The organism is Roseovarius sp. S88, from assembly GCF_037023735.1.
Lineage (GTDB): Bacteria > Pseudomonadota > Alphaproteobacteria > Rhodobacterales > Rhodobacteraceae > Roseovarius > Roseovarius phycicola.
This window is the reverse complement of record NZ_CP146069.1, coordinates 1,207,169-1,228,714: the sequence shown is the minus strand read 5'-3', so window position 1 is coordinate 1,228,714 and position 21,546 is coordinate 1,207,169. Positions and strand designations below refer to the sequence as shown.

The 21,546-nt window shown below is 57.8% G+C and carries 21 protein-coding genes and 1 tRNA gene; 12 read left to right on the top strand and 10 right to left on the bottom strand.

Annotated elements, in window-relative coordinates:
• Positions 1 to 18: 18 nt before the first annotated feature.
• Complete coding sequence (locus tag RZ517_RS06220) at positions 19 to 870, top strand: helix-turn-helix domain-containing protein (protein WP_338550600.1); 852 nt, start codon at positions 19 to 21, stop codon at positions 868 to 870.
• 56 nt (positions 871 to 926) lie between these two features.
• Here RZ517_RS06220 and RZ517_RS06215 read toward each other — a convergent pair whose 3' ends face one another.
• On the bottom strand, positions 927 to 1,970 hold the full coding sequence (locus RZ517_RS06215; protein ID WP_338550599.1) for an aldo/keto reductase: 1,044 nt from the start codon (positions 1,968 to 1,970) through the stop codon (positions 927 to 929).
• A 108-nt stretch (positions 1,971 to 2,078) separates the two neighbouring features.
• Between RZ517_RS06215 and RZ517_RS06210 the strand changes: the two genes are divergently transcribed.
• The 7 genes from RZ517_RS06210 to RZ517_RS06180 all read left to right on the top strand — a co-directional run bounded on the left by RZ517_RS06210 (position 2,079) and on the right by RZ517_RS06180 (position 9,128).
• Positions 2,079 to 2,699, top strand: coding sequence for an ImuA family protein (locus RZ517_RS06210; RefSeq protein ID WP_338550598.1), 621 nt, complete (start codon positions 2,079 to 2,081; stop codon positions 2,697 to 2,699).
• Positions 2,700 to 2,780: 81 nt separating this feature from the next.
• A complete protein-coding gene (locus tag RZ517_RS06205) occupies positions 2,781 to 3,101 on the top strand; it encodes a hypothetical protein (RefSeq protein ID WP_338550597.1) in 321 nt (106 codons plus the stop codon).
• Between the two features lie 67 nt (positions 3,102 to 3,168).
• On the top strand, positions 3,169 to 3,723 hold the full coding sequence (locus RZ517_RS06200) for a YceI family protein (RefSeq protein ID WP_317055674.1): 555 nt from the start codon (positions 3,169 to 3,171) through the stop codon (positions 3,721 to 3,723).
• A gap of 76 nt (positions 3,724 to 3,799) precedes the next feature.
• Positions 3,800 to 5,032, top strand: a complete 1,233-nt coding sequence (locus RZ517_RS06195) for an MFS transporter (protein ID WP_338550596.1) — start codon at positions 3,800 to 3,802, stop codon at positions 5,030 to 5,032.
• Between the two features lie 108 nt (positions 5,033 to 5,140).
• Complete coding sequence (locus tag RZ517_RS06190) at positions 5,141 to 6,808, top strand: hypothetical protein (protein WP_338550595.1); 1,668 nt, start codon at positions 5,141 to 5,143, stop codon at positions 6,806 to 6,808.
• A gap of 112 nt (positions 6,809 to 6,920) precedes the next feature.
• Positions 6,921 to 8,633 (top strand): methionine--tRNA ligase, encoded by a 1,713-nt coding sequence (gene metG, locus RZ517_RS06185; protein WP_338550594.1) that lies wholly within the window; start codon positions 6,921 to 6,923, stop codon positions 8,631 to 8,633.
• 87 nt (positions 8,634 to 8,720) lie between these two features.
• On the top strand, positions 8,721 to 9,128 hold the full coding sequence (locus tag RZ517_RS06180; RefSeq protein ID WP_338550593.1) for a hypothetical protein: 408 nt from the start codon (positions 8,721 to 8,723) through the stop codon (positions 9,126 to 9,128).
• A gap of 163 nt (positions 9,129 to 9,291) precedes the next feature.
• Here the strand turns inward: RZ517_RS06180 and RZ517_RS06175 are convergent.
• From RZ517_RS06175 to RZ517_RS06155, 5 genes are all read right to left on the bottom strand, one after another.
• A tRNA-Leu gene (locus tag RZ517_RS06175) sits at positions 9,292 to 9,378 on the bottom strand.
• A gap of 52 nt (positions 9,379 to 9,430) precedes the next feature.
• Entirely contained in the window at positions 9,431 to 10,309 is an 879-nt protein-coding gene (locus tag RZ517_RS06170; protein WP_338550592.1) for an SGNH/GDSL hydrolase family protein, read from the bottom strand.
• A gap of 150 nt (positions 10,310 to 10,459) precedes the next feature.
• Entirely contained in the window at positions 10,460 to 11,404 is a 945-nt protein-coding gene (locus RZ517_RS06165) for an SGNH/GDSL hydrolase family protein (protein WP_338550591.1), read from the bottom strand.
• Positions 11,405 to 11,445: 41 nt separating this feature from the next.
• Positions 11,446 to 11,991, bottom strand: a complete 546-nt coding sequence (locus RZ517_RS06160) for a tetratricopeptide repeat protein (protein WP_338550590.1) — start codon at positions 11,989 to 11,991, stop codon at positions 11,446 to 11,448.
• A 30-nt stretch (positions 11,992 to 12,021) separates the two neighbouring features.
• Complete coding sequence (locus RZ517_RS06155; protein ID WP_338550589.1) at positions 12,022 to 12,492, bottom strand: Lrp/AsnC family transcriptional regulator; 471 nt, start codon at positions 12,490 to 12,492, stop codon at positions 12,022 to 12,024.
• Between the two features lie 122 nt (positions 12,493 to 12,614).
• Between RZ517_RS06155 and putA the strand changes: the two genes are divergently transcribed.
• The 3 genes from putA to RZ517_RS06140 all read left to right on the top strand — a co-directional run bounded on the left by putA (position 12,615) and on the right by RZ517_RS06140 (position 17,260).
• A complete protein-coding gene (putA, locus tag RZ517_RS06150; RefSeq protein ID WP_338550588.1) occupies positions 12,615 to 16,046 on the top strand; it encodes a bifunctional proline dehydrogenase/L-glutamate gamma-semialdehyde dehydrogenase PutA in 3,432 nt (1,143 codons plus the stop codon).
• Positions 16,047 to 16,154: 108 nt separating this feature from the next.
• Positions 16,155 to 16,898, top strand: coding sequence for a rhomboid family intramembrane serine protease (locus RZ517_RS06145; protein ID WP_317055682.1), 744 nt, complete (start codon positions 16,155 to 16,157; stop codon positions 16,896 to 16,898).
• Positions 16,895 to 17,260 (top strand): GFA family protein, encoded by a 366-nt coding sequence (locus RZ517_RS06140; protein WP_317055683.1) that lies wholly within the window; start codon positions 16,895 to 16,897, stop codon positions 17,258 to 17,260. The genes RZ517_RS06145 and RZ517_RS06140 overlap by 4 nt, the downstream gene beginning before the upstream one ends.
• 62 nt (positions 17,261 to 17,322) lie before the next feature.
• Here RZ517_RS06140 and RZ517_RS06135 read toward each other — a convergent pair whose 3' ends face one another.
• A complete protein-coding gene (locus RZ517_RS06135) occupies positions 17,323 to 17,919 on the bottom strand; it encodes a GNAT family N-acetyltransferase (RefSeq protein WP_338550587.1) in 597 nt (198 codons plus the stop codon).
• A gap of 14 nt (positions 17,920 to 17,933) precedes the next feature.
• Complete coding sequence (locus RZ517_RS06130) at positions 17,934 to 18,878, bottom strand: homocysteine S-methyltransferase family protein (protein ID WP_338550586.1); 945 nt, start codon at positions 18,876 to 18,878, stop codon at positions 17,934 to 17,936.
• Positions 18,879 to 19,062: 184 nt separating this feature from the next.
• Here RZ517_RS06130 and RZ517_RS06125 point away from each other — a divergent pair, with 184 nt between their 5' ends.
• Complete coding sequence (locus RZ517_RS06125; RefSeq protein ID WP_338550585.1) at positions 19,063 to 19,689, top strand: TetR/AcrR family transcriptional regulator; 627 nt, start codon at positions 19,063 to 19,065, stop codon at positions 19,687 to 19,689.
• 56 nt (positions 19,690 to 19,745) lie between these two features.
• Here RZ517_RS06125 and RZ517_RS06120 read toward each other — a convergent pair whose 3' ends face one another.
• Both RZ517_RS06120 and RZ517_RS06115 read right to left on the bottom strand, forming a co-directional pair.
• Positions 19,746 to 20,534 (bottom strand): inositol monophosphatase family protein, encoded by a 789-nt coding sequence (locus RZ517_RS06120; protein ID WP_338550584.1) that lies wholly within the window; start codon positions 20,532 to 20,534, stop codon positions 19,746 to 19,748.
• A gap of 62 nt (positions 20,535 to 20,596) precedes the next feature.
• A complete protein-coding gene (locus RZ517_RS06115; protein WP_338550583.1) occupies positions 20,597 to 21,481 on the bottom strand; it encodes a LysR family transcriptional regulator in 885 nt (294 codons plus the stop codon).
• Positions 21,482 to 21,546: the final 65 nt, after the last annotated feature.

Below are 21,546 nucleotides of genomic sequence, written 5' to 3'. Positions count from 1 at the left end.
GTTGATAAAAATCACAATATGATGGAAAAAACTGACAAAAGAGACCGCGCAGAACTGTTCCGCACTCGCCTTCAGGAAGCCATGCGCGATAGGGCCATGTCGCAAAGCGCTCTGGCGCGTGCTGTTGGCGTCGATCGCTCTACTTTGTCACAGCTTCTCAAGGACACCGGGGCGCGGCTTCCCAATGCCCAGGTGGTGGGGGAATGCGCAACCTGTTTGGGTGTCTCATCAGACTGGTTGTTGGGGCTGACCGACCTGCCGGAAACGGCGGCGGATGTGTTGGCCAACACGCTTGCGCTGACCGAAGCGCCGCGCGCCTTGGTGGATGAGCAGATTTTTGACTGGCACAAAGAGGCCGCAGGCTACAAAATTCGCCACGTCCCGGCGAGCCTGCCAGACATGCTCAAGACAAGGGCGATGCTGGAATGGGAATATACGCCGCATCTTGGGCGCTCGACAGAGCAAGCGATCGGCGCGTCGGAGGATCGTTTGAAGTGGATGCGCGGGACGCAGTCGGACTATGAAATCGCCTTACCGATATTCGAGATTGAAAGCTGTGCGCGTGGCGAAGGCTACTACGGCGATTTACCTTCCGAGATACGCGCAGAACAGCTGGCGTATCTGCATCAGATCACAGGTCAGCTGTATCCGCGCTTGCGGCTCTATTTTTACGATGCGCGACGCTTGTATTCCGCACCAATCACGGTTTTTGGCCCGCTTCTTGCGGTGCTCTACGTGGGGCGCAATTACATGGCGTTTCGCGATACAGAGCGGGTTCAGGTGCTGACTGCACATTTCGATAGCCTGGTGCGCGAAGCACATGTCTCGGCTCGGGATGTGCCAGGATATCTCAAGACACTGCAGGGGTGAGCGCATCTGGGGCTCTGCCCCAGACCCCGGGGTATTTCAGACAAGAAAGAAGCCGTTCAATAGGGCATGGGATGTGCCTTGTGCGCCGTGGCAATGTCGGCCAGAATCTCATCGGAAAGCGTGACATCTGCCGACCCTAGTGCCAGTTCCAGATGCGCCATCGTAGTCGCCCCGAAAATGGCGGAGCACATGAAGGGCCGCGTCAGACACCAGGCCAGTGCCATTTGCACTGGCTCCAGCCCATGATTTCGCGCGATTTGCAGATAGGCCTCAGTGGCGTCAAAGACACGTTCGGTTTTGCGCCCACCCAGATCACCGCTGATATCGAGGCGAGAGCCTTTGGGCACCTGATTGTTCTGGTATTTGCCCGTCAGCATACCCGCCGCGAGTGGCGAAAAGGCCAAGAGACCCACGTCCTCGTTGACACTCAGTTCTGCCAAATCGGTGTCGTAGAGGCGGCACAGAAGCGAATACTCGTTCTGGATCGACGCCACACGCGGTCCGCCCATCTCTTCGGCGGTTTTGAGCCATTGTGCCGTCCCCCAGGCGCTTTCGTTACTGAGGCCAAAGGCACGGATCGTGCCCCGGTCGACCTCCCGCGCAAGCGCGTGCAGCGCGTCTTCCATATGCGCTCGCGTCTCTGCGGGGTTCTGTTTCGATGGATCGTAGGCCCAGTTCTGGCGGAACATGTAGCTGCCACGATTGGGCCAGTGGAATTGGTAGAGGTCGATGTGATCCGTCTGCAGGCGTTTGAGCGACGCCTCAATGGCCTTGGGAATGCTCTGGGACGTGATCGGCGCACCATCGCGGATGTGGCGCATCCCCTCGCCGGCATGTTTGGTCGCCAGCACGATGTCCCCGCGCCGTCCGGTTTTGGCCAGCCAGGTGCCAATGATCTCTTCAGTGAGGCCCACGGTTTCGGCCTTAACGGGATAGGTCGGGTACATTTCCGCGGTGTCGATGAAATCCACGCCATGGTCCAGCGCCATGTCGATCTGAGCGTGCCCTTCGGCTTCGGTGTTCGAACTGCCCCAGGTCATCGACCCCAGGCAAAGCGCGCTGACCTCAATTCCTGTGCGTCCCAATGGTTTGCGCTGCATGGTTTGCCCTTCCCCGACGTTGATTTCCCATATCTAGCGGATTTGAAACTGGCGTCACGCTGTATTTGGCGGATTGAGAACATTTAGTGAACATTATACAATTGCCGCATGGACAGCACCCTTCTCACGCGCCGCAGCAGCCATGCGCACCGCACCCCTCTCAAAGTGCTGGACGAGATGACTTTGACGCCAGGCCGGGTGCATGAACTTTGCGGATCTGCGCGCCACACGCTGGCTATGCTGGTGGCGCGTGCAACGGACGGCCCGGTGTTCTGGATCAGCGCCGCCTGGGCGACAGACCGGCTAAATCCCGAGGGAATGTGCGCCTTTGCAGAACCTGGGCGGTTCACCTTTCTGACCCCACGCCAACCCATCGACCTGCTTTGGTGCTTAGAGGAGGTGCTGCGCGCGGGCGTGGTGCCACTGGTGGTGGCGGATTTGCCCAGCCTTCCAGGGCTGACGGCGGTGCGGCGCCTGCATCTGGCAGCCGAAACCGGCGCAGGTGAAGGTATGGGCGCGCCCTTGGGGCTGATCCTGACCGAAGGGGATGGGGGCGCACCGGGGGTGGAAAGCCGCTGGCACATGGCGCCTGATCATGGCTCAGGACGCCGTGCCTGGCATTTGTCCCGCCGCCGGGCACGGACCCTGCCCCCAGCGGAATGGGAGGTGAGCCGGGTGAAGGGGCAATTTGCGCTTGAACGGCGCGCGGAGAGCGCCCATATAAATTAAGTGACTGATAAAAAAAGAAATTCAGAAATTACGCATGCAGTTTGGCGCAATACTCTGCAAGACCGCAAACTGTGGATCAACTTGGCAAAATTAGTGGTTGTTATCGCCCTGCTTGCACTCTTCACAATGCGCATTCCAGCCTCGATCACCCATGCCGAAGCTCGGATCGACACAGTCGCACAGCACCATACAGACTACGGCAGTCGACCTGTCTATAGCGCCACAGGGCTTGACGGCACACACTACCCGCTCGTTGCGCGCAGTTTGGACATGCCAGGCGCGCTCGACATTGGCCAAACCATCTGTCTCCGTGTCCAGAAAGACCGCTTCACTGGCCGCATCTCGGCCCGGCATGCGCCAGAAAACCCCACATGTCGCCCCAATTTGCACACAACCAAGTGAAAACTTGTCAGGAATAAATTCAGACCATCACGCGTATATCTCCTGAACAACGCGAAAAGGTTTTGTCATGCGCATTTTGGTTTTACTCTCTCTGCTTCTTGCCGCCCCTGCTTTTGCAGCCCCCGAAACATATCGGCTCAACGCGCCGGACTCCGTGGTGGGCTTCACCTATCAATTCCAAGGCAATCCCAGCCGTGGGCGCATGCCCGTAAAAGCGGCGCGCATGGTGCTTGATCTGGACAATGTTCCGCGCAGCCAGGTGGATGTGACACTTGATGCGCGCCGGGCCAAGGCGGGATTCATCTTTGCCACGCAAACGATGAAGGGGCCAGAAGTGCTGCACACCCAGGCCTATCCAGAGATCCGGTTCCAATCCACCAAAGTGACTGGGGATCTGAGCGGAGCCAAGGTTCAGGGCAATCTCACCGTGCGCGGTGTGACACGGCCTGTGACGCTCAATGCCGGGCTTTACCGGCAAGGTGGCACGGAAGTTGGCGACCGAAGCCGCCTCATTGTGCAACTGACCGGATCCATAAGCCGCGCCGCTTTTGGTGCGGGCGGGTTTCCCGGATTTGTAGATGATCAGATTGATCTGAACATCATCGCCCGGATTGAGAAGTAACCGCTCGGGCAAAAAACGACATTGCCCCGTCGAAAAGGCTATGGCCTGAGAGCCATGCGCATGCAAAGTTGCAGTCATGCGCATGCTCATTTCCTTTGCCGCCCTGTTCTTGTCGGTTGTTCTGATGCAGCTTTCAACAGGCGGAGTGGCCCCACTCGATGCGCTTTCGGGCATCACGCTTGATTTCTCAACACAACAGATCGGCTTTCTCGGCTCGGCGCATTTCTTTGGCTTTTTCATAGGCTGCTGGTGGGCGCCGCGCCTCATGGGATCAGTGGGGCATTCGCGCGCCTTTGCAGCCTTTACCGCCGCCGGGGCCATTGGGCTTATCTCGCATATGCTGGTGGTCGATCCTATCGCCTGGGCGGTGATGCGGGTGGCCTCAGGTATCTGCGTGGCAGGGTGTTACACGATTATCGAAGCCTGGTTGCAGGCGAAAGTGACCAATGAGACACGTGGGCGGGCCATGGGCACCTACCGGATCGTCGATATGGGTGGGCAGCTTGTCGCGCAATCGCTGATTTCGGTTCTGGAGCCCGCATCCTATGTCTCTTACAACATCCTCGCGATCATCTGCTGCGCGTCGCTTTTGCCGCTGACCTTGACCACGGTGCGTCAGCCAGAAACCCCGGCCGCACCGCGCCTGCGCCCCAAATTGGGGTTGGAGATTTCGCCACTCGCCACCGCAGCCGTGGTCGTCGCAGCCCTGTCGAGCGCCACCTTCCGCATGGTCGGGCCGCTTTATGGCGAACAGGTGGGGTTGAGGCTGGATCAGATCGCCTGGTTCCTGTCGGCCTTCATCCTGGGCGGGGCACTGGCGCAATACCCGGCAGGCTGGCTTGCCGACAAATTCGACCGCCGCAAGGTGATGATCTGGCTTTCGGTCGCGGCCATCCTGTGTTGCGTGATAACAGCTTTGGTCGACACGATGCATCCCACTGGCGTCCTGCTGACGGCCTTCTTCTTTGGCGCGACTTCCTTCCCGATCTACTCGGTCGCCGCCGCGCACGCCAACGACTTTGCCACATCCGAACAACGCGTCGAACTCTCTGCCGCATTGATGTTCTACTTTGCCATCGGAGCCATCGCAGCGCCGTTTGTGGCGTCCAGCCTGATCGAATGGTACGGGCCGCAAGCCATGTTCCTGATGATCGCCAGCGCCCATGGGCTTTTGATCTTCTTCAGCATGCTGCGCATGCTGGCCCGTCCGACACTTGCTTTGCGCACCCGCTATGTCTGGGCCCCACGCACATCGTTTACAATTGGACGGCTGACCAAGACAGATCGGGAAGCCGGTGAAGGGCAATAGCCCAGCCAGTGTCACAAAGCGCGCGTCGGCACGGCATAACCGCCCGAACGCCATGGTATCGCCGCAGTCAGCCTGCACAGCTTAAGCGTGTATATGCAGGGCCTTACTATGTTTCGATACCTTCAATGTCTTGTAATCGCGCTTCTATTTCTGCTGCCCAACCTCACCCAGGCAGGGGACATCTATGAGGACGTCTCCCAAGATGATTTATGGGACATTGTCGAAGCAAAGGATTTTGCAGCGGCTGAAGCGCTGTTTGCAAAGTCTCACGCCTTTTCATTGGAAGACGCTGACGCCATAGACCACACCCGATGGCTCTTTGAGACATTTGGCACCAACAACCCCAAAGTCGCCCAGTTTGCCGAACGCTGGCTTGATGCGTATCCACAGTCAGCCTATGCGAATACGGCTAATGCGTGGGTGCTCTATAACACAGGATGGCATATTCGCGGGGAAGGCGCTGCAAGAGACCTGTTTCCAGATGCGACGGCCATATTTGCCCATATGCATCGCGACGCATGGGAGCATGCGAAACGGGCGTATGACGCGGCACCAGATTTACTTCCGGCCTCTGACGCAATGTTCTGGCTGACCAATTCCACCCACAATCGAACCCGCGCACTGGAAGTGCTTCATCTTGTTATGAATAACGCCCCGAACCTGGGAACACTGACGCGCGCCCTGGACATGACAAACCCGGGCTGGGGCGGCAGTTGGGAACTGGCAAAAAAGATATGCGCACAATACGCGCCGCTTGTTGAAATCGAGAACAGCAAGAACAATGTGCGGTGGTGCGAAATTTTCGCCGCCGGCAATTTTCACATGTACAACCGCTCTGAGTGGTTTATTCAAGAAGCCTCCAAACGCGAATTTCGCGATTTGGACTATCTTTACGCCCGCTACCTGTCGACCAAGAACGCATCCCGCAGGGACGCTGCCTTTTTGCATGAATACCTGACTAACCCGGACGTTACAGACTATAAAGTCGCCTATAGGTTCGACTCCGACATTGCGCAGAAATACGGCTACGGTTTTCTATACGAAGACCACATTCGTCGCGCCAAAGAGACCGCTTTGGCGGAAATAGAGCGTGACCCCTACGATCCGGACAAGCTCGAGACTCTGCTAAAGGATATCAGCGGGTTTTCGATCAGAGACGATGGCGGCATACGTATTTCTGTGATCGAACGCACACCCGAAGAGAAGAAGGCCGAATATGCGCGCCGAATGCTCGAGGCCTCACCCTTTGATGACGAGCTATGGCGCGCTTATGCACGCTACCGTTTTAGCGCTCGGCATGCGGATCACATTCTTTTGGATGAGCCATATCTGATCAACGCAATCGTCTACAGCAACCATGACAGCTACGGCCTGCAGGCGTTCGCGAATTCCAGATTTTGGCTGCTGTCTGAGCTTGAACGTCTTGAATGGGAAATGGAGCGGCCTGAGTTCGAAGCGCTCAGCCCGGATCGGCGCGCAGAAGTCACCAAGATCATCGAAAGCTGGATCGAACGCCGGGAAACACTGGATCTGGATACAAAAATCCGTTGTCCCATGATGCGTGCATACCGGCTTTACCAAATGCTGTGCGGCAGGCCGGGTCAGGGTGCATGCGAGATCGATCCAAAGATGAAGGATATGTACGAAATCGTAAAATCTGATGTCAACGAACGGCGTGTGTGCACGGGGGTGATGAGCGCCTCTGAATATGATCTCTATTTCACACCCATACCTGTGGATTTTGACGCGGCCGTGCCTGAAATAACCAGCCATTGACTGCGCCATAGGCAAACTCGCAAGATCATCGGTGTTTTAAGGCGGTCAAGCCCCTCTGGCATGCGCGCCTGCCATAGGCTAAAGGACGACGAAACACCCCAAGGAACCCGTCATGGCGCGTCACCTGATCACCTCTGCGATCCCTTACATCAACGGGATCAAACATCTTGGCAACCTCGTCGGCAGCCAACTGCCTGCTGATCTCTACGCGCGGTATCTGCGTGGGCGCGGGCATGAGGTGCTGTTCCTCTGCGCCACGGATGAACACGGCACTCCGGCTGAGTTGGCTGCGGCCAAGGCAGGCAAGCCTGTGGCCGAGTATTGCGCCGAGATGTGGGAGGTGCAGGACAAGCTGGGCAAGGGGTTCCGGCTCAGCTTTGACCACTTCGGCCGCTCATCCAGCCCACAGAACCATGCGCTGACACAGCATTTCGCGGGGCGCCTGGCCGAGGCTGGCCTGATCGAAGAAGTCTCCGAAAGCCAGGTCTATTCCAACGCAGATGGCCGCTTCCTGCCGGACCGCTATATCGAGGGCACCTGCCCCAATTGCGGATATGACAAGGCGCGGGGCGATCAGTGCGAGGACTGCACGAAACAGCTTGATCCCACGGACCTGATTGAGCCCCGCTCGGCCATTTCCGGCTCCACCGATCTGGAGGTGCGCGCGACCAAGCATCTCTATCTCAAGCAAAGTCAGATGCGCGATCAGTTGAATGCCTGGATTGATGGCAAGAAAGACTGGCCCATTCTAACCACGTCCATCGCCCGGAAATGGCTCAATGACGGTGACGGGTTGCAGGATCGTGGCATCACGCGGGATCTCGACTGGGGCATTCCGGTCAAGCGCGGGGATGATGATTGGCCGGGGATGGAGGGCAAGGTCTTCTATGTCTGGTTCGACGCGCCGATTGAATACATCGCCTGCGCCGGTGAATGGGCCGAGGCCGCCTCGAGCCGCGACTGGGAACGCTGGTGGCGCACTGACAAAGGTGCTGACGACGTGCGCTACACACAATTCATGGGCAAGGACAATGTGCCGTTTCACACGCTGAGCTTTCCCGCCACGATCCTCGGCAGCGGGGAGCCATGGAAGCTCGTGGATTACATAAAATCGTTTAACTACCTCAACTACGATGGTGGGCAATTCAGCACGTCTCAGGGCCGCGGTATCTTCATGGATCAGGCGCTGGAGATCCTGCCCAGTGATTACTGGCGCTGGTGGCTTCTGTCCCACGCACCGGAAAGCAGCGACTCTGAGTTCACATGGGAGAATTTCCAAACCTCCGTGAACAAAGATCTCGCCGATGTGCTGGGCAATTTCGTGAGCCGTGTCACCAAGTTCTGCCGCTCAAAATTTGGCGAAGCCGTGCCAGCGGGTGGGGCTTATGGCGCACAAGAAGACGCGCTGATCGCCGATCTCACCAAGCGCCTACGCGCCTATGAAGGGCATATGGAAGCCATCGAAGTGCGCAAAGCCGCAACTGAGCTGCGCGCCATCTGGGTGGCGGGCAACGAATACCTGCAATCCGCCGCCCCTTGGGCCACGTTCAAGGAAGATCCCGAAACAGCCGCGATGCAGGTGCGTTTGGCGCTTAACCTCATCCGGTTTTATGCAGTACTGTCAGCGCCCTTTATCCCGGACGCAGCCGCCCGGATGCTGTCGGCGATGAACACGCTTGATACGCAATGGCCCGAGGAAGTGAACGCCGCGCTTTTTACTTTGCCTGCTGGACACGAGTTCGCTGTGCCTGATGTGCTTTTTGCGAAGATCAGTGATGAGGATCGCGAGACCTGGGAAGAAAGGTTTGCCGGGGTGCGGGGGTAATTGGATGTCCGCTTTGCGGGACAAAGCTGGCTTTAAACTGATAGACTGTTCTCGAAATTGATCGTCTGTAACTGACTGAGGACTTCTATGAAGAAGACATTTGAAAAGCTTGAAAAAATTAGAAAGGGATTGCTTAAGCCTGATGAGCCATCTTTTGTGCCAGGGCAAAAAGAAAAAAATGGTTCGGTTTTGATGTTTTTTTGCGTGCCGAGTAATTCCAAAGGAAAAAAGGTTTTCAGGCAACTGACGGCACCTAGAGACTATTTTTTTGCTAAGGCTGGTGGTGCGATAGAAGGAAATTGTCGGGTAACAACTCCGGACGGCAGAGTTTTTTTCAGTTTGTCATTTCGTGGAGACTTGGACGGTTGGAAAAAAACAATTGAGACTGCCGCCGTGGACCAGAATATTGTTCTCGCTTATGTTTCTGAAAATGAACTGATTATATCCGACAAAACTTCTTTATCGTTGGAAGAGTGTGTCTTTGAGTTCAACTGATCCAGCCGAAGTTGAATTTTTTGGCGCTAGTCGCGATGACCGCTATGGGCTCAGTGCGGTCGTTCGCCCCAAAATCTGCATCCGTACATTTACTTGCGCCTACCCACCCGAAGTCTTTTCTGAAAAGACTTCCCCAAAAGCTTTCAGAAAGCTTTTGCCCCCTTGGTACCCGCGGCCGGACTCGAACCGGCACGGCCTATTCGGCCTGGAGATTTTAAGTCTCCTGTGTCTACCATTCCACCACGCGGGCAAGGGGCATGGGCGGACCATATCGGCTTCTTCGCGGGTGTAAAGTTCTGCCTTCAGGGCGCAGGCAAAAGGACAGCGGTTTCCGTGTTCTGCGGTGCAAGCTGCTGATGCACGGCGTGGCAGATGTCCTGTGTGCGGACCATGAAGAAGTTTTCCTGTGCTTTCTGATTGGGATGAAACGGATCCTTCACCCGGCCCGACTTGTTGCGCCGGAAAAAGAGTCGGTTACCCTGGTTGGCGGCAATGGTTTCAGGTGTGAAACCTTCGACAAAGCTGCACTGAGACCCGGCTTTCATAAAGGCGTATTTCAGGTTCTCCTGCGCCTTAAGGCGCAAATCCACGGTCTTTTTCTTGTAGGTCGGCGCGGTGGTCAGGAAGAGGCAGGGCACGTCTTCGGGCAATTGCTCCATCGCTTTTGTGACATCGGCCAAGGCCTGATGCTTATCCTCGGCCCAGCGGCGCGCGGAATTGCCAAGGAAATTCATCACGATCAGCTTCGGCTCGTAATACCCTTCGGCAAACATCGCCTCAAACGGCGATTGGCCTTTCTTGCAGAACTGGTAGTTCCGCCCCTTGCCGATCTGGACGTATTTGTTCTTGCCTGTGTTGACGGTTCCAAATGTGGCGGCGTTCGCTTTCCACTTTTTGTCGACCTCGCACACCGCAGCCTTGCCCCGGCGACTGCGCGCCACCCATGATCCAAGCGACGTGGAGCGCACGCCAAAGATCGCGACGCTTTTTTCGCCAAGTTGGGTATAATCGGTATCTCCTTGCGGACCTGCGCCGCAGTGCTGGTCAATGTTCTGGAAAAAATCGAGGAAAACCGGACCTGCGCCAAAACTCAACTGCGAGTCGCCCAGAACCACGATATCGGGTGATTTGAACTCTTCAGCGGCGAGTGGCGGTGCCGCGATCATGGCAGACAAAAACATCACCAAAGCACCTCGGCACGCGTTTTTGAGACCCTTCGCCATTCCGACCCGCCTTTTCCCCAATTCACTTGCAAGGTCTATACGGCAATAAAGCCGCAGCGGTTATGCACAGTGTTTGAACTTTTCGTGCATTCCTGAAGCAAAATGGGCTCAGGGGGGGCCAATCTGGTCAAATACAGCGGCGCAGATGGCCGGAGTGGCACTTTGGAAAAAACGCTCAAAGCCTTTGGTATTAGGATGAAATCTGTCCAGAACCTCTCCGGCTTCATTGATGCGGAAGTCATTCGGATTGCCCGTGACCGACGCGACCAGATCGGGCGTCAGTGCTTCGGCAAAACTGCAGCGCCCGCCTGTCGCCGCGACGGCGCGCGCCAGGTTTCGCTGGGCCAGTTGTCGTTTTGCGTTCACCTCAGCATCGAACGCCGCCGCAGTGCTCATGACAACGCACGCGCTCTCATCAGGCATCTGCGCAATGCTTGCGCGCAGATCGGCTGTTGCCGTCGCAGGATCGGACCAGCGGTCAACGGAATTGCCCAGAAACGCCAGCACAACCAGTTTGGGACGGTAATATCCCTCGCGAAACATCGCCTCGAACGGAGATTGGTTCGGGCGGCAAAACTCATAAGGCCGGTCCTCGCCAATCTGCACATAGCTGCGCGTCGGTCCGGACACACCATATGTGCCGGCATTCACCCCGAACCGCGCATCCTTGTCACAGATCACGCCTTTTGTACCTGCGTCCCGCGCGCTCCAGTGATTGAGAGAGGAGGACCGCACACCAATGGCCGCAACTGACTGTGCGTCAAGATTTTCAAGTAGGCGCCGCTCTTGCGCATTTGCGCCGCAGGAACGCGCCAGATTGCCAAAGAGTGCCAGATGCCCCGCACCCGCGCCAAAGGAAATCTGGCTGTCGCCGACCACAAGGATATCAGGTCCGAAGGGCGGGTTGCGAAAACTGGGCAAAGGCGGCTCTTCGGCAGGCAATGCGACGGGGCTCGGTGCAGGGGTGCTGGCCGGTTGAGGTTCGGGCGCAGAGGGCACGGGCCGGTCTGGCAAAGCCGCGCTGCAGCCCAAAAGTGCAGACAAAACAACCATATTCGCCGCTCTGCGCCACATGGCCTGTCTCATCCGCTTTGTCAGAGATCCTGTTCCTGTTGCTCCAGTTGCTGCAGCAAACGCCGCTCACCCAGCCAAGGGTTCAGATTCAGCGCCGCGCGCAGCGACAGCGTCGCTTCCGCGTTTCGTCCCAACGCAGCCAGTGTCAACGCCCGGCCCGTCAACGCGCCGGTGTGGCGCGGCGTGATGTCCAATGTGCGGTCCAGATCGGGCAAAGCGGCGGCAAAATCCTCCCGCAGGAAATTGATAAAGGCGCGTTGGTTGTAACCTTCAGAATAATCCGGGCAGTAGGCAATCAACGCATCCACAGCCTTGGTGGCCCCGTCGTAGTCGGCCACACGCCGCCGCTCCATCGCTTCATCCAAAAGCTCTTGCGCCTTGGCATCTGGCGCATCGGCCCAAAGCGCCCACATTTCCCCCGAAAGCGCCCGGCCCGTGGCCTCATCCGGCGCTTCTCGCGCCGCCTTGATCAAATCAGATAGGGCGGCGGCGTGGTCGGGCGGTTCGGGGCAAGCGTTGGCCCAGACCGGACCAGCGACAACACAGGCTAGGATCGTAAGTCTCATGCGCCAAAGATGCCGCAGAGGGATGGAAAATCAAATCACATCTGGGACAGTGTTTTCTTTCACCGCCTCCATCGCCACATAAGTCGAGGTCTTGGAGACGTGCGGCAGGTTGGAAATCTGATCAGCCAGCACGCGACGATAGTCACTCATGCTTTGCGTGCGTATCTTTAGAAGATAGTCGAAATTTCCAGCAATCAGATGCACTTGTTCAACTTCTGGGATCTTCAGAACAGCCGCGTTGAACGCCGCCAGTGACGCCTCTCGCGTGTCGGTCATGCTCAGCTCAACAAAGCTCACGTGATCCAGCCCCAGCCGGATCGGATCAATCAACGCGCGGTAGCCTGAGATTACCCCGTCGCGTTCTAGTCGGCGCAGTCGTGCTTGCGTGGGAGATTTCGACAATCCGATTTCCCGGGCCAGGTCGGTAATGCTGATCCGGCCATCACTTGTCAAAATGCGTAGAATCGCCAGATCAAACTTATCTAACTCCAAGTCTTCCATTTGCCTGCCATACCTTCAATTTTTGGCTCGTTTTTCCTGCATAATTCCTGTTATCAGGAAAAACGACATGCACTTGCATGATACAGTAGATCAATTCCCTTTCGATCTACAAGAGACCCGCCATGCCGTACGACACCGACCTGCGCCGCGAAATTGATCTGGTCACCTATGCCGATGAAGCCGCGACAATTGACCAGCTTGTAGAGCAGGCGGGGTTGTCGCCCGAGGACCGCACGCGCATCGTGACCCGTGGTGCCGCGCTTGTCGGCGACATTCGCGATCATTCCGATCCGGGATTGATGGAGGTTTTCCTGGCGGAATACGGGCTGTCAACCGATGAGGGCGTGGCGCTGATGTGTCTGGCCGAAGCGCTTTTGAGGGTGCCAGATGCCGACACGATTGACGCGCTGATTGAAGATAAGATCGCCCCCTCGGACTGGGGCAAGCATATGGGGCATTCCACCTCGCCTCTGGTCAACGCCTCAACATGGGCGCTGATGCTGACGGGCAAGGTGCTGACCGAAGAGGCCCCCGGTCCGGTCGGCCATCTTCGTGCCGCCATCAAGCGGTTGGGGGAGCCTGTCATCCGCACCGCCGTGGGCCGTGCGATGAAAGAGATGGGGCGTCAGTTTGTTCTGGGAGAGACAATCACCTCAGCCATGGACCGCGCCGCAGGGATGGAGAAAAAGGGGTTCACCTACTCCTACGACATGCTGGGCGAGGCCGCGCGCACCGATACGGATGCCACGCGATACCACCTTGCCTATAGCCGGGCGATCACCGCCATCTCCTCGGCCTGCGTGCATGATGATATCCGTAAGAACCCCGGGATTTCCGTCAAACTCTCGGCCCTCTACCCCCGCTATGAGGTCGCGCAGAAAGACGGCGTGATGGACATCCTGATGCCGCGCCTGCGCAGTCTGGCCTTGTTGGCCAAGTCAGCCCGCATGGGGCTGAACATCGACGCAGAAGAAGCGGACCGCCTGTCGCTATCTCTGGATGTGATCGAGGCGACATTGGCCGAGCCTGCTTTGGCGGGTTGGGATGGCTTCGGCGTCGTGGTGCAGGCCTATGGCCAACGCGCGGCCCATGTGATCGACCACCTGCACGCCCTTGCCACCCGGCGTGATCGGTGCATCATGGTTCGGCTTGTCAAAGGTGCCTACTGGGACACCGAGATCAAACGCGCACAGGTCGAAGGCATCGATGGTTTCCCTGTCTTCACCTCAAAAGCCGCCACCGACATTTCCTACATCGCCAATGCGCGCAAGTTGCTTGGCATGACCGACCGCATTTATCCGCAATTCGCCACGCATAATGCTCATACCGTGGCCGCCATTCTGGATATGGCGGAAGATAAGGAAACCTTTGAATTCCAACGCCTGCACGGCATGGGAGAGGCCCTGCACAACATCGTCATGCAGGCCGAAGGCACCCGCTGCCGCATCTACGCACCAGTGGGTGCGCATCGTGACTTGCTGGCCTATCTCGTCCGCAGGCTTTTAGAAAACGGCGCAAATTCAAGCTTTGTGAACCAGATTGTGGATGAAGACGTCCCGCCCCAAGAGGTCGCGCGCGATCCATTTGAAACCTATCTCGACACGCGCGCGGAGCTGCCCAAGGGGCCAGAGCTTTTCGCGCCGGAGCGGATCAACTCCAAAGGGTTTGACCTCACCCATCAACCAACTCTTGATATGATCGAGGCTGCGCGAGCCCCCTTTGCCAGCGCGACATGGCAGGCGGCACCGCTCTTGGCGACCAAAGTGGCGCCGCAAGAGCCGCACCCGGTTCAAAACCCCGCCGACCCTTCGGATCAACCCGGTCAGGTTGCCTTCGCCAGCCCAGAGGATGTTGAAACGGCGCTCAAAAGCGCCAAACCGTGGAACGCTGACCCCAAAGAACGCGGTCGCGTTCTGGCCCGTGCCGCTGATCTCTATGAGGAGAATTTCGGAGAACTTTTCGCGGTTCTCTCACGCGAAGCGGGCAAATCCCTGATGGACGCCGTCGCCGAACTGCGCGAGGCGGTGGATTTCCTGCGCTACTACGGGGCCAACGCGCCCGACGCCAAACCGGTCGGCACATTCACCTGCATTTCACCGTGGAATTTCCCCCTCGCCATCTTTTCCGGTCAGATCAGCGCTGCTCTGGCCGCGGGCAACGCCGTTCTGGCCAAACCCGCTGAACAAACACCACTCATTGCGCATTTGGCAATTTCCCTAATGCACAAAGCGGGTGTACCCAAAACCGCGCTACAGCTTCTGCCCGGGGCAGGCGACGTCGGTGCCGCACTGACATCTGATCCGCGCGTCAGCGGCGTGGCTTTCACAGGCTCAACAGAAACAGCCCTCAAAATCCGCACCACCATGGCGCAAAATCTTGCCCCCGGCGCGCCTCTCATTGCCGAAACCGGTGGCTTAAACGCAATGATCGTCGACAGCACGGCCCTGCCAGAACAGGCGGTTCAAGCTATTGTCGAATCCGCCTTTCAATCCGCCGGGCAACGTTGTTCAGCCTTGCGGTGTCTATATGTTCAGGAAGATATCGCCGAGGGACTGACCGAAATGCTAACCGGAGCCATGGATGCGCTTGTCATGGGGGCACCCTGGCACCTGAAGACCGATGTGGGCCCGGTGATTGATGCCGAGGCTCAGGCCGGTATTGCCGCACATATCGAGGCCGCCCGTGCCGAGGGGCGTCTTTTGCATGAAATCCCCACGCCAAACTCAGGTCACTTCATCGCCCCGACCCTGATCCGCGTGCAGGGCATTGGGGACCTGAAACGCGAGATCTTTGGTCCTGTCCTGCATATTGCCACGTTTGCCTCACATCAATTGGATCAGGTCATCTCCGATATCAACGCCACCGGCTACGGGTTGACCTTCGGCCTGATGACCCGGATCGATGACCGGGTGCAACACGTGACCGAGGCGGTTCATGCTGGAAATATTTACGTCAACCGCAATCAGATCGGCGCCATCGTAGGCAGCCAACCCTTTGGCGGCGAAGGGCTTTCCGGAACTGGGCCCAAGGCAGGCGGGCCGCATTACCTTTCCCGCTTTTCAGCGCGCCCAGTTACACAAACCGATGCCACATGGCCAACGGACATGTCACCTGACGCAGCACAGGCCGCACTGGTTGCGGCACAAGACCGCGACATCCCAACCTCACCGGCCCTTGTACTGCCGGGTCCGACCGGAGAGTCCAACCGCCTCACACTTCATGCCCGCGCGCCCCTGCTCTGTCTTGGCCCTGGCGAAGACGCGGCCAAGGCGCAAGCCGAAGCCGTCATGGCCCTTGGTGGCCGCGCGGCAACGGTGACTGGTGCTCTGGCAGCAGAGGTCCTGACCACACAGTCCAATTTTGCAGGCGCTCTGTGGTGGGGCGATGCCACCAAAGCGCAGGCCTACACCACCGCTCTCAGCAAACGAAACGGCCCGATCCTGCCTCTGATCACGGGGCAACCAGACCTTGGACATGTCATGGGAGAGCGTCACGTCTGCGTCGACACAACCGCGGCTGGCGGCAACGCGGCGCTCCTCGGCGGGATGGATTAAACTCTACCCTGCCCTTTCATCGTTCCCAAAATACTCAAACCCCACACCATCCAAACGTGCCAACACTGATCGCTTGACCCCTCGTCTGTCCCTCGCCACAGTCGTCGCATGTTTCCTATTCGCGATCACAACCCGTCTGGTCGGGTGCCTTACGTCACCTACGTGCTGATGGCGCTCAATATTGGTATTTTCCTCAGCTACTGGCCGCTTTTCAGCGATCCCCGCGCACTCAACGGGTTTTTCTACGAATGGGCTATGGTGCCGGTCCTTGTCAGCCAACAGGGCACATATGAGACATTGCTTACTTCGATGTTCCTGCATGGCGGCTGGATGCACCTTGCGGGTAACATGCTGTTTTTATGGATATTCGGCGACAACATGGAGGACGAGATGGGCCATGTGGGCTACCTTGTCTTCTACTTGGCCTGTGGCATCGCGGCGGGGGTCACGCATCTGATCTCAGCTCCCCTCAGCCAAGTGCCAACCGTGGGCGCATCTGGTGCGATTGCCGGGGTCATGGGCGGCTATCTTCTGCTCTTCCCACGGGCCAAGGTCGATATTCTCATCATCCTGATCATCATTTTCCGCATCATCAGCATTCCGGCCTGGACCATGCTGGTGCTGTGGTTTGCCATACAGATCTTTGGCGGGCTTGGCGCCGATCCCGAGACCGGCGGCGTCGCCTATTGGGCGCATGCGGGCGGGTTCATCGCGGGTATCCTGCTCACCATCCCCGTCTTTCTGCGTCGCGGCGGGCAACGGTTCTGGGAACAAACTGACGGCCATCCGCCACATCCGGACGCCACCTATCGCTTTGTGCGAACGTCAATCCCGAAAGTGACCCGCAAATGAGCGTCTACAAAGCCACTTGCCACTGCGGCGCGGTTGAACTCTCGCTCAATCTGCCCGATGGCATTCCCTCTCCGCATCGCTGTGACTGCTCATTCTGCCGCCGCCGCGCCGCGCCAACGGTCAGCGTGCCATTAGATGATCTCAAGGTGACCAAAGGCGCTGACAACCTTTCACTTTACACCTGGAACACCGGCACGGCGCAGCACTTCTTTTGTAAGACCTGCGGGATTTACACGCATCACCAGCGCCGCTCTAACCCGAACGAATATGGCGTTAATTTCGGGTCTATCGAAGGGCAGAACCCCGCCGAGCACGAGCCCATCCCGTGGGATGATGGCGTCAACCACCCATCAGATCGATAACCTCATCCAATGTCTTTTTGAAAGACATTGGCAAAAGCCTTCAACAGGCTTTTGCCCAGCGCTTAACCCAGGTTCTTGATCAGCAGAATCCACTCTTTGGAGTCCGTCTTCCATCCGTCACGCACCACGGGGCGGCGCGTAATCTGGCGATAGCCGACATGCTCATAAAGCTTGAGCGCGGGATTGTCGTCACTCGTGATAATGCTCATCCGCGTTTGTCCCGATGCTCTGGCCTGCGCTTCGGCATCTTGCAAAAGCGCTTTTGCCGCGCCCTTGCAGCGCGCCTCCGGAAAGGTCGCCAAGACATTCACATACCAACTGGGCACCGCCTCGTTTTCAAGCTCTACCAAGGGGCGGAACAGCGGTGGAAGATCGTCAAGCTCGGCCTCGGGCACCACCTCATCCAATGGGTATCCCACCAGTGAGGAGATCACCGTACCATCCCGTCGAATGACGCGCGCCTTGCGATAGGAAAACTGCCCTTCTTCGCGCGCGGCCCGACGCGCACCCACGTCCCAGACATCTTCACCAGGTTCGCGCATCTCTTCCCACACCAGCAAAGGCATGCCGTGACCGGCCATCACCACGAGCTGCGCCAATGCAGGTGCGTCTTCAATCCGGGCGTCTTCGGGCATCATCTGTGTCATCAGATCTTTCATCCTTTCGCTCCGTCTCACGCCGCGCGTTGGTCAGAGGCATGATGCGACATGCATTCCACATGTCGGTGATCCGTGCCACAGCATCCCCCGAACACGCGAACATTCGGCAACATCCCGAGCAAATCGGCATTCAAGCGACCCAGCTCTTGCGGATCACCATCATCCAGCTCTTCGGCGGCATCCAATTCCGCATGGCTGAGGCGAGAGGCGTTGCAGCGCAGCCCGCCAATCCGGGCAAGCCAGTCTGCACCACCAGACAGCTGGTCCCGGAAATGATCAGGATGGGCACAGTTGATCATATAGTAGATCGGCCCATTTTCCGTCGCACTGTCCACCTGCGCAATCGCCTCGCCCAGGGGTTGGCCCGAGGGCAAATGCCCATCGGTTTCCAGTGTGAAGGCAATAGCCACAGGCGCATTTGCCTTTTGCGCAGCTCGGACAATACCTACGGCCTCCTCAGAATGGGTGAGCGTCAGCGCACTGATCAAATCCACACCAGCCCCTGCCAGCGCGGCAATCTGTGGTGTGTGCGTCTCTAAGGCTTCGTCCTCAGGCAAAAGCGTGCCCGGCGCGTAGGCGTCACCGGCCGGTCCGACCAATCCATTGAGCAGGATCGGATATACCTCGGTCTCGTGGCGCGCGCGGATGGCCTCAACAAAGCGCACCGCATCTGTATTCACTTGCATCTGCTCCGCCGCGCTTTTGTCCAATGCCTCGGCCCAGGCCATCCCGGACCGCCATGTCGGCACATCCAGAACATAGCCGCGCTCATCGGCCTTGGCCAAGCCAATGAACCGGTCAAAATAGGCATTCAGCTCAGCTCGCCCACCTTCGGTCTCAAGCAGGACAGCTGCGGAAAAACACGGCAGGTCATACCCTTTGTCGAAGACCATAAAGGTTTCCAGACCTCCATCCGTGAGATAGTAACGGTCGCTTTTTAAAAATTTTGTCAGTCGCATAATCTTCACTCCAAAATGAGAATGGTCGGGACATATCCTGTGCCACATGTCACCGCGAGTGCGCCTGTGGTACAGTCCTGGACTCTATAAATTTTGCTTAATTTCAACAATTTAAAACGTGTGCTGGAATGAACTACCGGACCAGATTAGTGTCAACTGGACTCGCAGTACAGGAGAATGGGCCGTGAGTGAGAAACCCAACACAAAAACACAGATATTGGATGTCGCCGAAAAGGCCGTGCTGGAAAAAGGGTTTGAGGCCACATCTATCGAAGAAATTGTTGCTGCGGTGGGAATTTCGCGCAGCGGGTTCTTTTACCATTTCAAAGACAAGAACGCGCTGGCCCGCGCCTTGCTGGAACGCTACATCGGCGCCGAGAACGCGCTCTTTGACGATGTGTTCGGCCGGGCGCGAGAGCTTAATGACGACCCGCTGCATGCCATGCTCATTGGCCTCAAACTTCTGGCCGAAGTTCTTGCAGATCTGCCAAATGGCCACCCTGGCTGTGTAATCGCCGCCGCCGCTTACCAGGACCGCCTTTTTGATCGTGGTGTGCGGGAGTTGAACCGTGAGGCGATTTTGGCCTGGCGCGCCCGGTTTCGCGCAATGTTCGAAGAAATCGCCGAACGTTACCCTCCAGCGGAACCAGTCGACCTTGATGCCCTAGGCGACATGGTGTCCGGGGTCGCCGAAGGGGCAATTGTGCTGCAAAAGGTGCTGGGCGAGCGCGAAACACTTGCCGCGCAAATCCTTCAGCTTCGAACGTATGTGAAACTGCTTTTCACACAGCGCCCTGCCGGAGCGGCCTGAGCAGCCCAACTTCTTTTTGAAAGATATTGGCAATAGCCTTCAAACGGCTTTTGATCTCAGGCGTCGCGGATCACTTTGGCAAAAGTCGAAAAGATCGCTTCATTTGCGCAGACGATATCGCCATCTTCCAGAATATTGCCACCTGGCACCAAAGGTTCGGCCAACCCGCCTGCTTCACGCAGGATGATCAGCCCTGCGGCCAGATCCCAGGCATTCAAACGCCGCTCCCAGAAGCCCTCATAGCGCCCGGCCGCGACATAGGCAATGTCCAGCGCAGCCGATCCCCACCGGCGCACCCCAGCACATGTGGGCATAAGCCGTGCCAGATCCTGCAGAGTCTCAGGCAAATCCGCACGGCCACCAAATGGCACACCTGTCGCAAAAATCGACTCGATCATGACCTTGCGGTCCGACACTCGCAAGCGGCTGTCATTCAAAAAAGCGCCCTCGCCTTTTTCGGCGAAATACATCTCGTCCTTGGCTGCATCGTAAATCACGCCGGTCACAACCTGGCCTTTGTGCTCCAATGCGATAGAGATGGCCCAGTGCGGCAAGCCATGCAGAAAATTCGTCGTGCCATCCAGCGGATCCACAATCCAGCGACGTGTGGGGTCCTGCCCCGCTTCTTCACCACCTTCTTCGGCCAGCCAGCCATAGGTCGGGCGCGCGCCCATCAGCTCTTCTTTCAGAATGGCCTCGGCTGCGATATCCGCGCGGCTGACGAAATCGCCTGCGCCTTTTGAACTCACCTGAAGGTTTTCAACCTCACGGAAATCCTTGGCCAGCGACCGGCCTGCCTTGCGGGCAGCCTTCAGCATAATGTTAAGATTGGCACTGCCCGGCATGATGCATTCCCTTTGGGGTTCAGGCCGCGCGTATACGCCCCGCCGACCCGTCCCGCAAGGGGCTAAGACCGCTCCGCACAATAGGCAACCAACCACTCGCGAAAGCGACGCGCCGCTGGCCGCAGGGCCGCACGATCCGGGTAGACCAGATGATACGCCTCTTGTCCTGCAACTGAGAACCCTTCGAGACATGGCACCAGCCCGGCCTCTGCCATCGCCCGATCACTGGCAGGCGCACGCGCCAGGGCCACACCTGTGCCCGACCGCGCCAACGCAAAGGCCATGATCGTGCTGTCGGCAAAGATGTATTTGACAGCCCCCGGCCAGATGCCTGAGCTTTCAAACACATGTGGCCAGCCTGCACGATGCGTGCCGACTTCTATGAGGGTCTGGCGCAAAAGGTCTCCGGGCGATGTGATCTGCGCCGCGATCTCGGGCAAGGCCACCGGGTAGAGCCTTTCAGAAAACAGGGCTTCGCCCTGCGCGCCGTAAGCTGACGGATTACCAAACACGATCTGAAGGTCGCTGAAACCCTGCGAGAAATCACCAATGCTATTGCCGGTATCAATCTGCAACGTGATCTGGGGATTCTGGGTCGAGAAATCGCCATGCCCTTCGGCCAGAATCCCATGAGCAAAGAGCAGGACGGCACGCACATAGAGTTGCTCGGCCCGATTGGCCCCGAATAGCCCTTCTGTTGTACTTTGCAGCGTCAACAAAGCCTGTTGAACCCCAGGAAGGTAGGCGCGACCTGCCTCCGTTAACCGCACGGCATGTGCTTGCCGTTCAAAGAGTTGCGTTTCTAACCGCTCTTCCAGCGCGCGCACCTGTTGGCTCACCGCTGCGGCCGACATGTTAAGCTCTGATGCGGCGCGGGCAAAGCTCTCGGCCCGAGCGGCGGCCTCGAAAACGCGCAGCCAATTGAGAGAGGGGACAGAGACAGCCATGGGTTGAGACTAAGCTGAACTTAGCCTCAGCGTCCAGTATCACAGTTTTGAGCCTGATCAGCCCG

What these genes read in the sequence shown, in the direction of transcription:
- RZ517_RS06220 (WP_338550600.1), top strand. Translation starts at nt 19, where the DNA reads ATGATGGAAAAAACTGACAAAAGAGACCGCGCAGAACTGTTCCGCACT.
- metG (WP_338550594.1), top strand. Translation starts at nt 6,921, where the DNA reads ATGGCGCGTCACCTGATCACCTCTGCGATCCCTTACATCAACGGGATC.
- RZ517_RS06170 (WP_338550592.1), bottom strand. Translation starts at nt 10,309, where the DNA reads ATGTTTTTGTCTGCCATGATCGCGGCACCGCCACTCGCCGCTGAAGAG.
- RZ517_RS06210 (WP_338550598.1), top strand. Translation starts at nt 2,079, where the DNA reads ATGGACAGCACCCTTCTCACGCGCCGCAGCAGCCATGCGCACCGCACC.
- RZ517_RS06140 (WP_317055683.1), top strand. Translation starts at nt 16,895, where the DNA reads ATGAGCGTCTACAAAGCCACTTGCCACTGCGGCGCGGTTGAACTCTCG.
- RZ517_RS06135 (WP_338550587.1), bottom strand. Translation starts at nt 17,919, where the DNA reads ATGAAAGATCTGATGACACAGATGATGCCCGAAGACGCCCGGATTGAA.
- RZ517_RS06115 (WP_338550583.1), bottom strand. Translation starts at nt 21,481, where the DNA reads ATGGCTGTCTCTGTCCCCTCTCTCAATTGGCTGCGCGTTTTCGAGGCC.
- RZ517_RS06130 (WP_338550586.1), bottom strand. Translation starts at nt 18,878, where the DNA reads ATGCGACTGACAAAATTTTTAAAAAGCGACCGTTACTATCTCACGGAT.
- RZ517_RS06155 (WP_338550589.1), bottom strand. Translation starts at nt 12,492, where the DNA reads ATGGAAGACTTGGAGTTAGATAAGTTTGATCTGGCGATTCTACGCATT.
- RZ517_RS06215 (WP_338550599.1), bottom strand. Translation starts at nt 1,970, where the DNA reads ATGCAGCGCAAACCATTGGGACGCACAGGAATTGAGGTCAGCGCGCTT.
- RZ517_RS06190 (WP_338550595.1), top strand. Translation starts at nt 5,141, where the DNA reads ATGTTTCGATACCTTCAATGTCTTGTAATCGCGCTTCTATTTCTGCTG.
- RZ517_RS06195 (WP_338550596.1), top strand. Translation starts at nt 3,800, where the DNA reads ATGCGCATGCTCATTTCCTTTGCCGCCCTGTTCTTGTCGGTTGTTCTG.
- RZ517_RS06145 (WP_317055682.1), top strand. Translation starts at nt 16,155, where the DNA reads ATGTTTCCTATTCGCGATCACAACCCGTCTGGTCGGGTGCCTTACGTC.
- RZ517_RS06165 (WP_338550591.1), bottom strand. Translation starts at nt 11,404, where the DNA reads ATGGTTGTTTTGTCTGCACTTTTGGGCTGCAGCGCGGCTTTGCCAGAC.
- putA (WP_338550588.1), top strand. Translation starts at nt 12,615, where the DNA reads ATGCCGTACGACACCGACCTGCGCCGCGAAATTGATCTGGTCACCTAT.
- RZ517_RS06120 (WP_338550584.1), bottom strand. Translation starts at nt 20,534, where the DNA reads ATGCCGGGCAGTGCCAATCTTAACATTATGCTGAAGGCTGCCCGCAAG.
- RZ517_RS06160 (WP_338550590.1), bottom strand. Translation starts at nt 11,991, where the DNA reads ATGAGACTTACGATCCTAGCCTGTGTTGTCGCTGGTCCGGTCTGGGCC.
- RZ517_RS06200 (WP_317055674.1), top strand. Translation starts at nt 3,169, where the DNA reads ATGCGCATTTTGGTTTTACTCTCTCTGCTTCTTGCCGCCCCTGCTTTT.
- RZ517_RS06180 (WP_338550593.1), top strand. Translation starts at nt 8,721, where the DNA reads ATGAAGAAGACATTTGAAAAGCTTGAAAAAATTAGAAAGGGATTGCTT.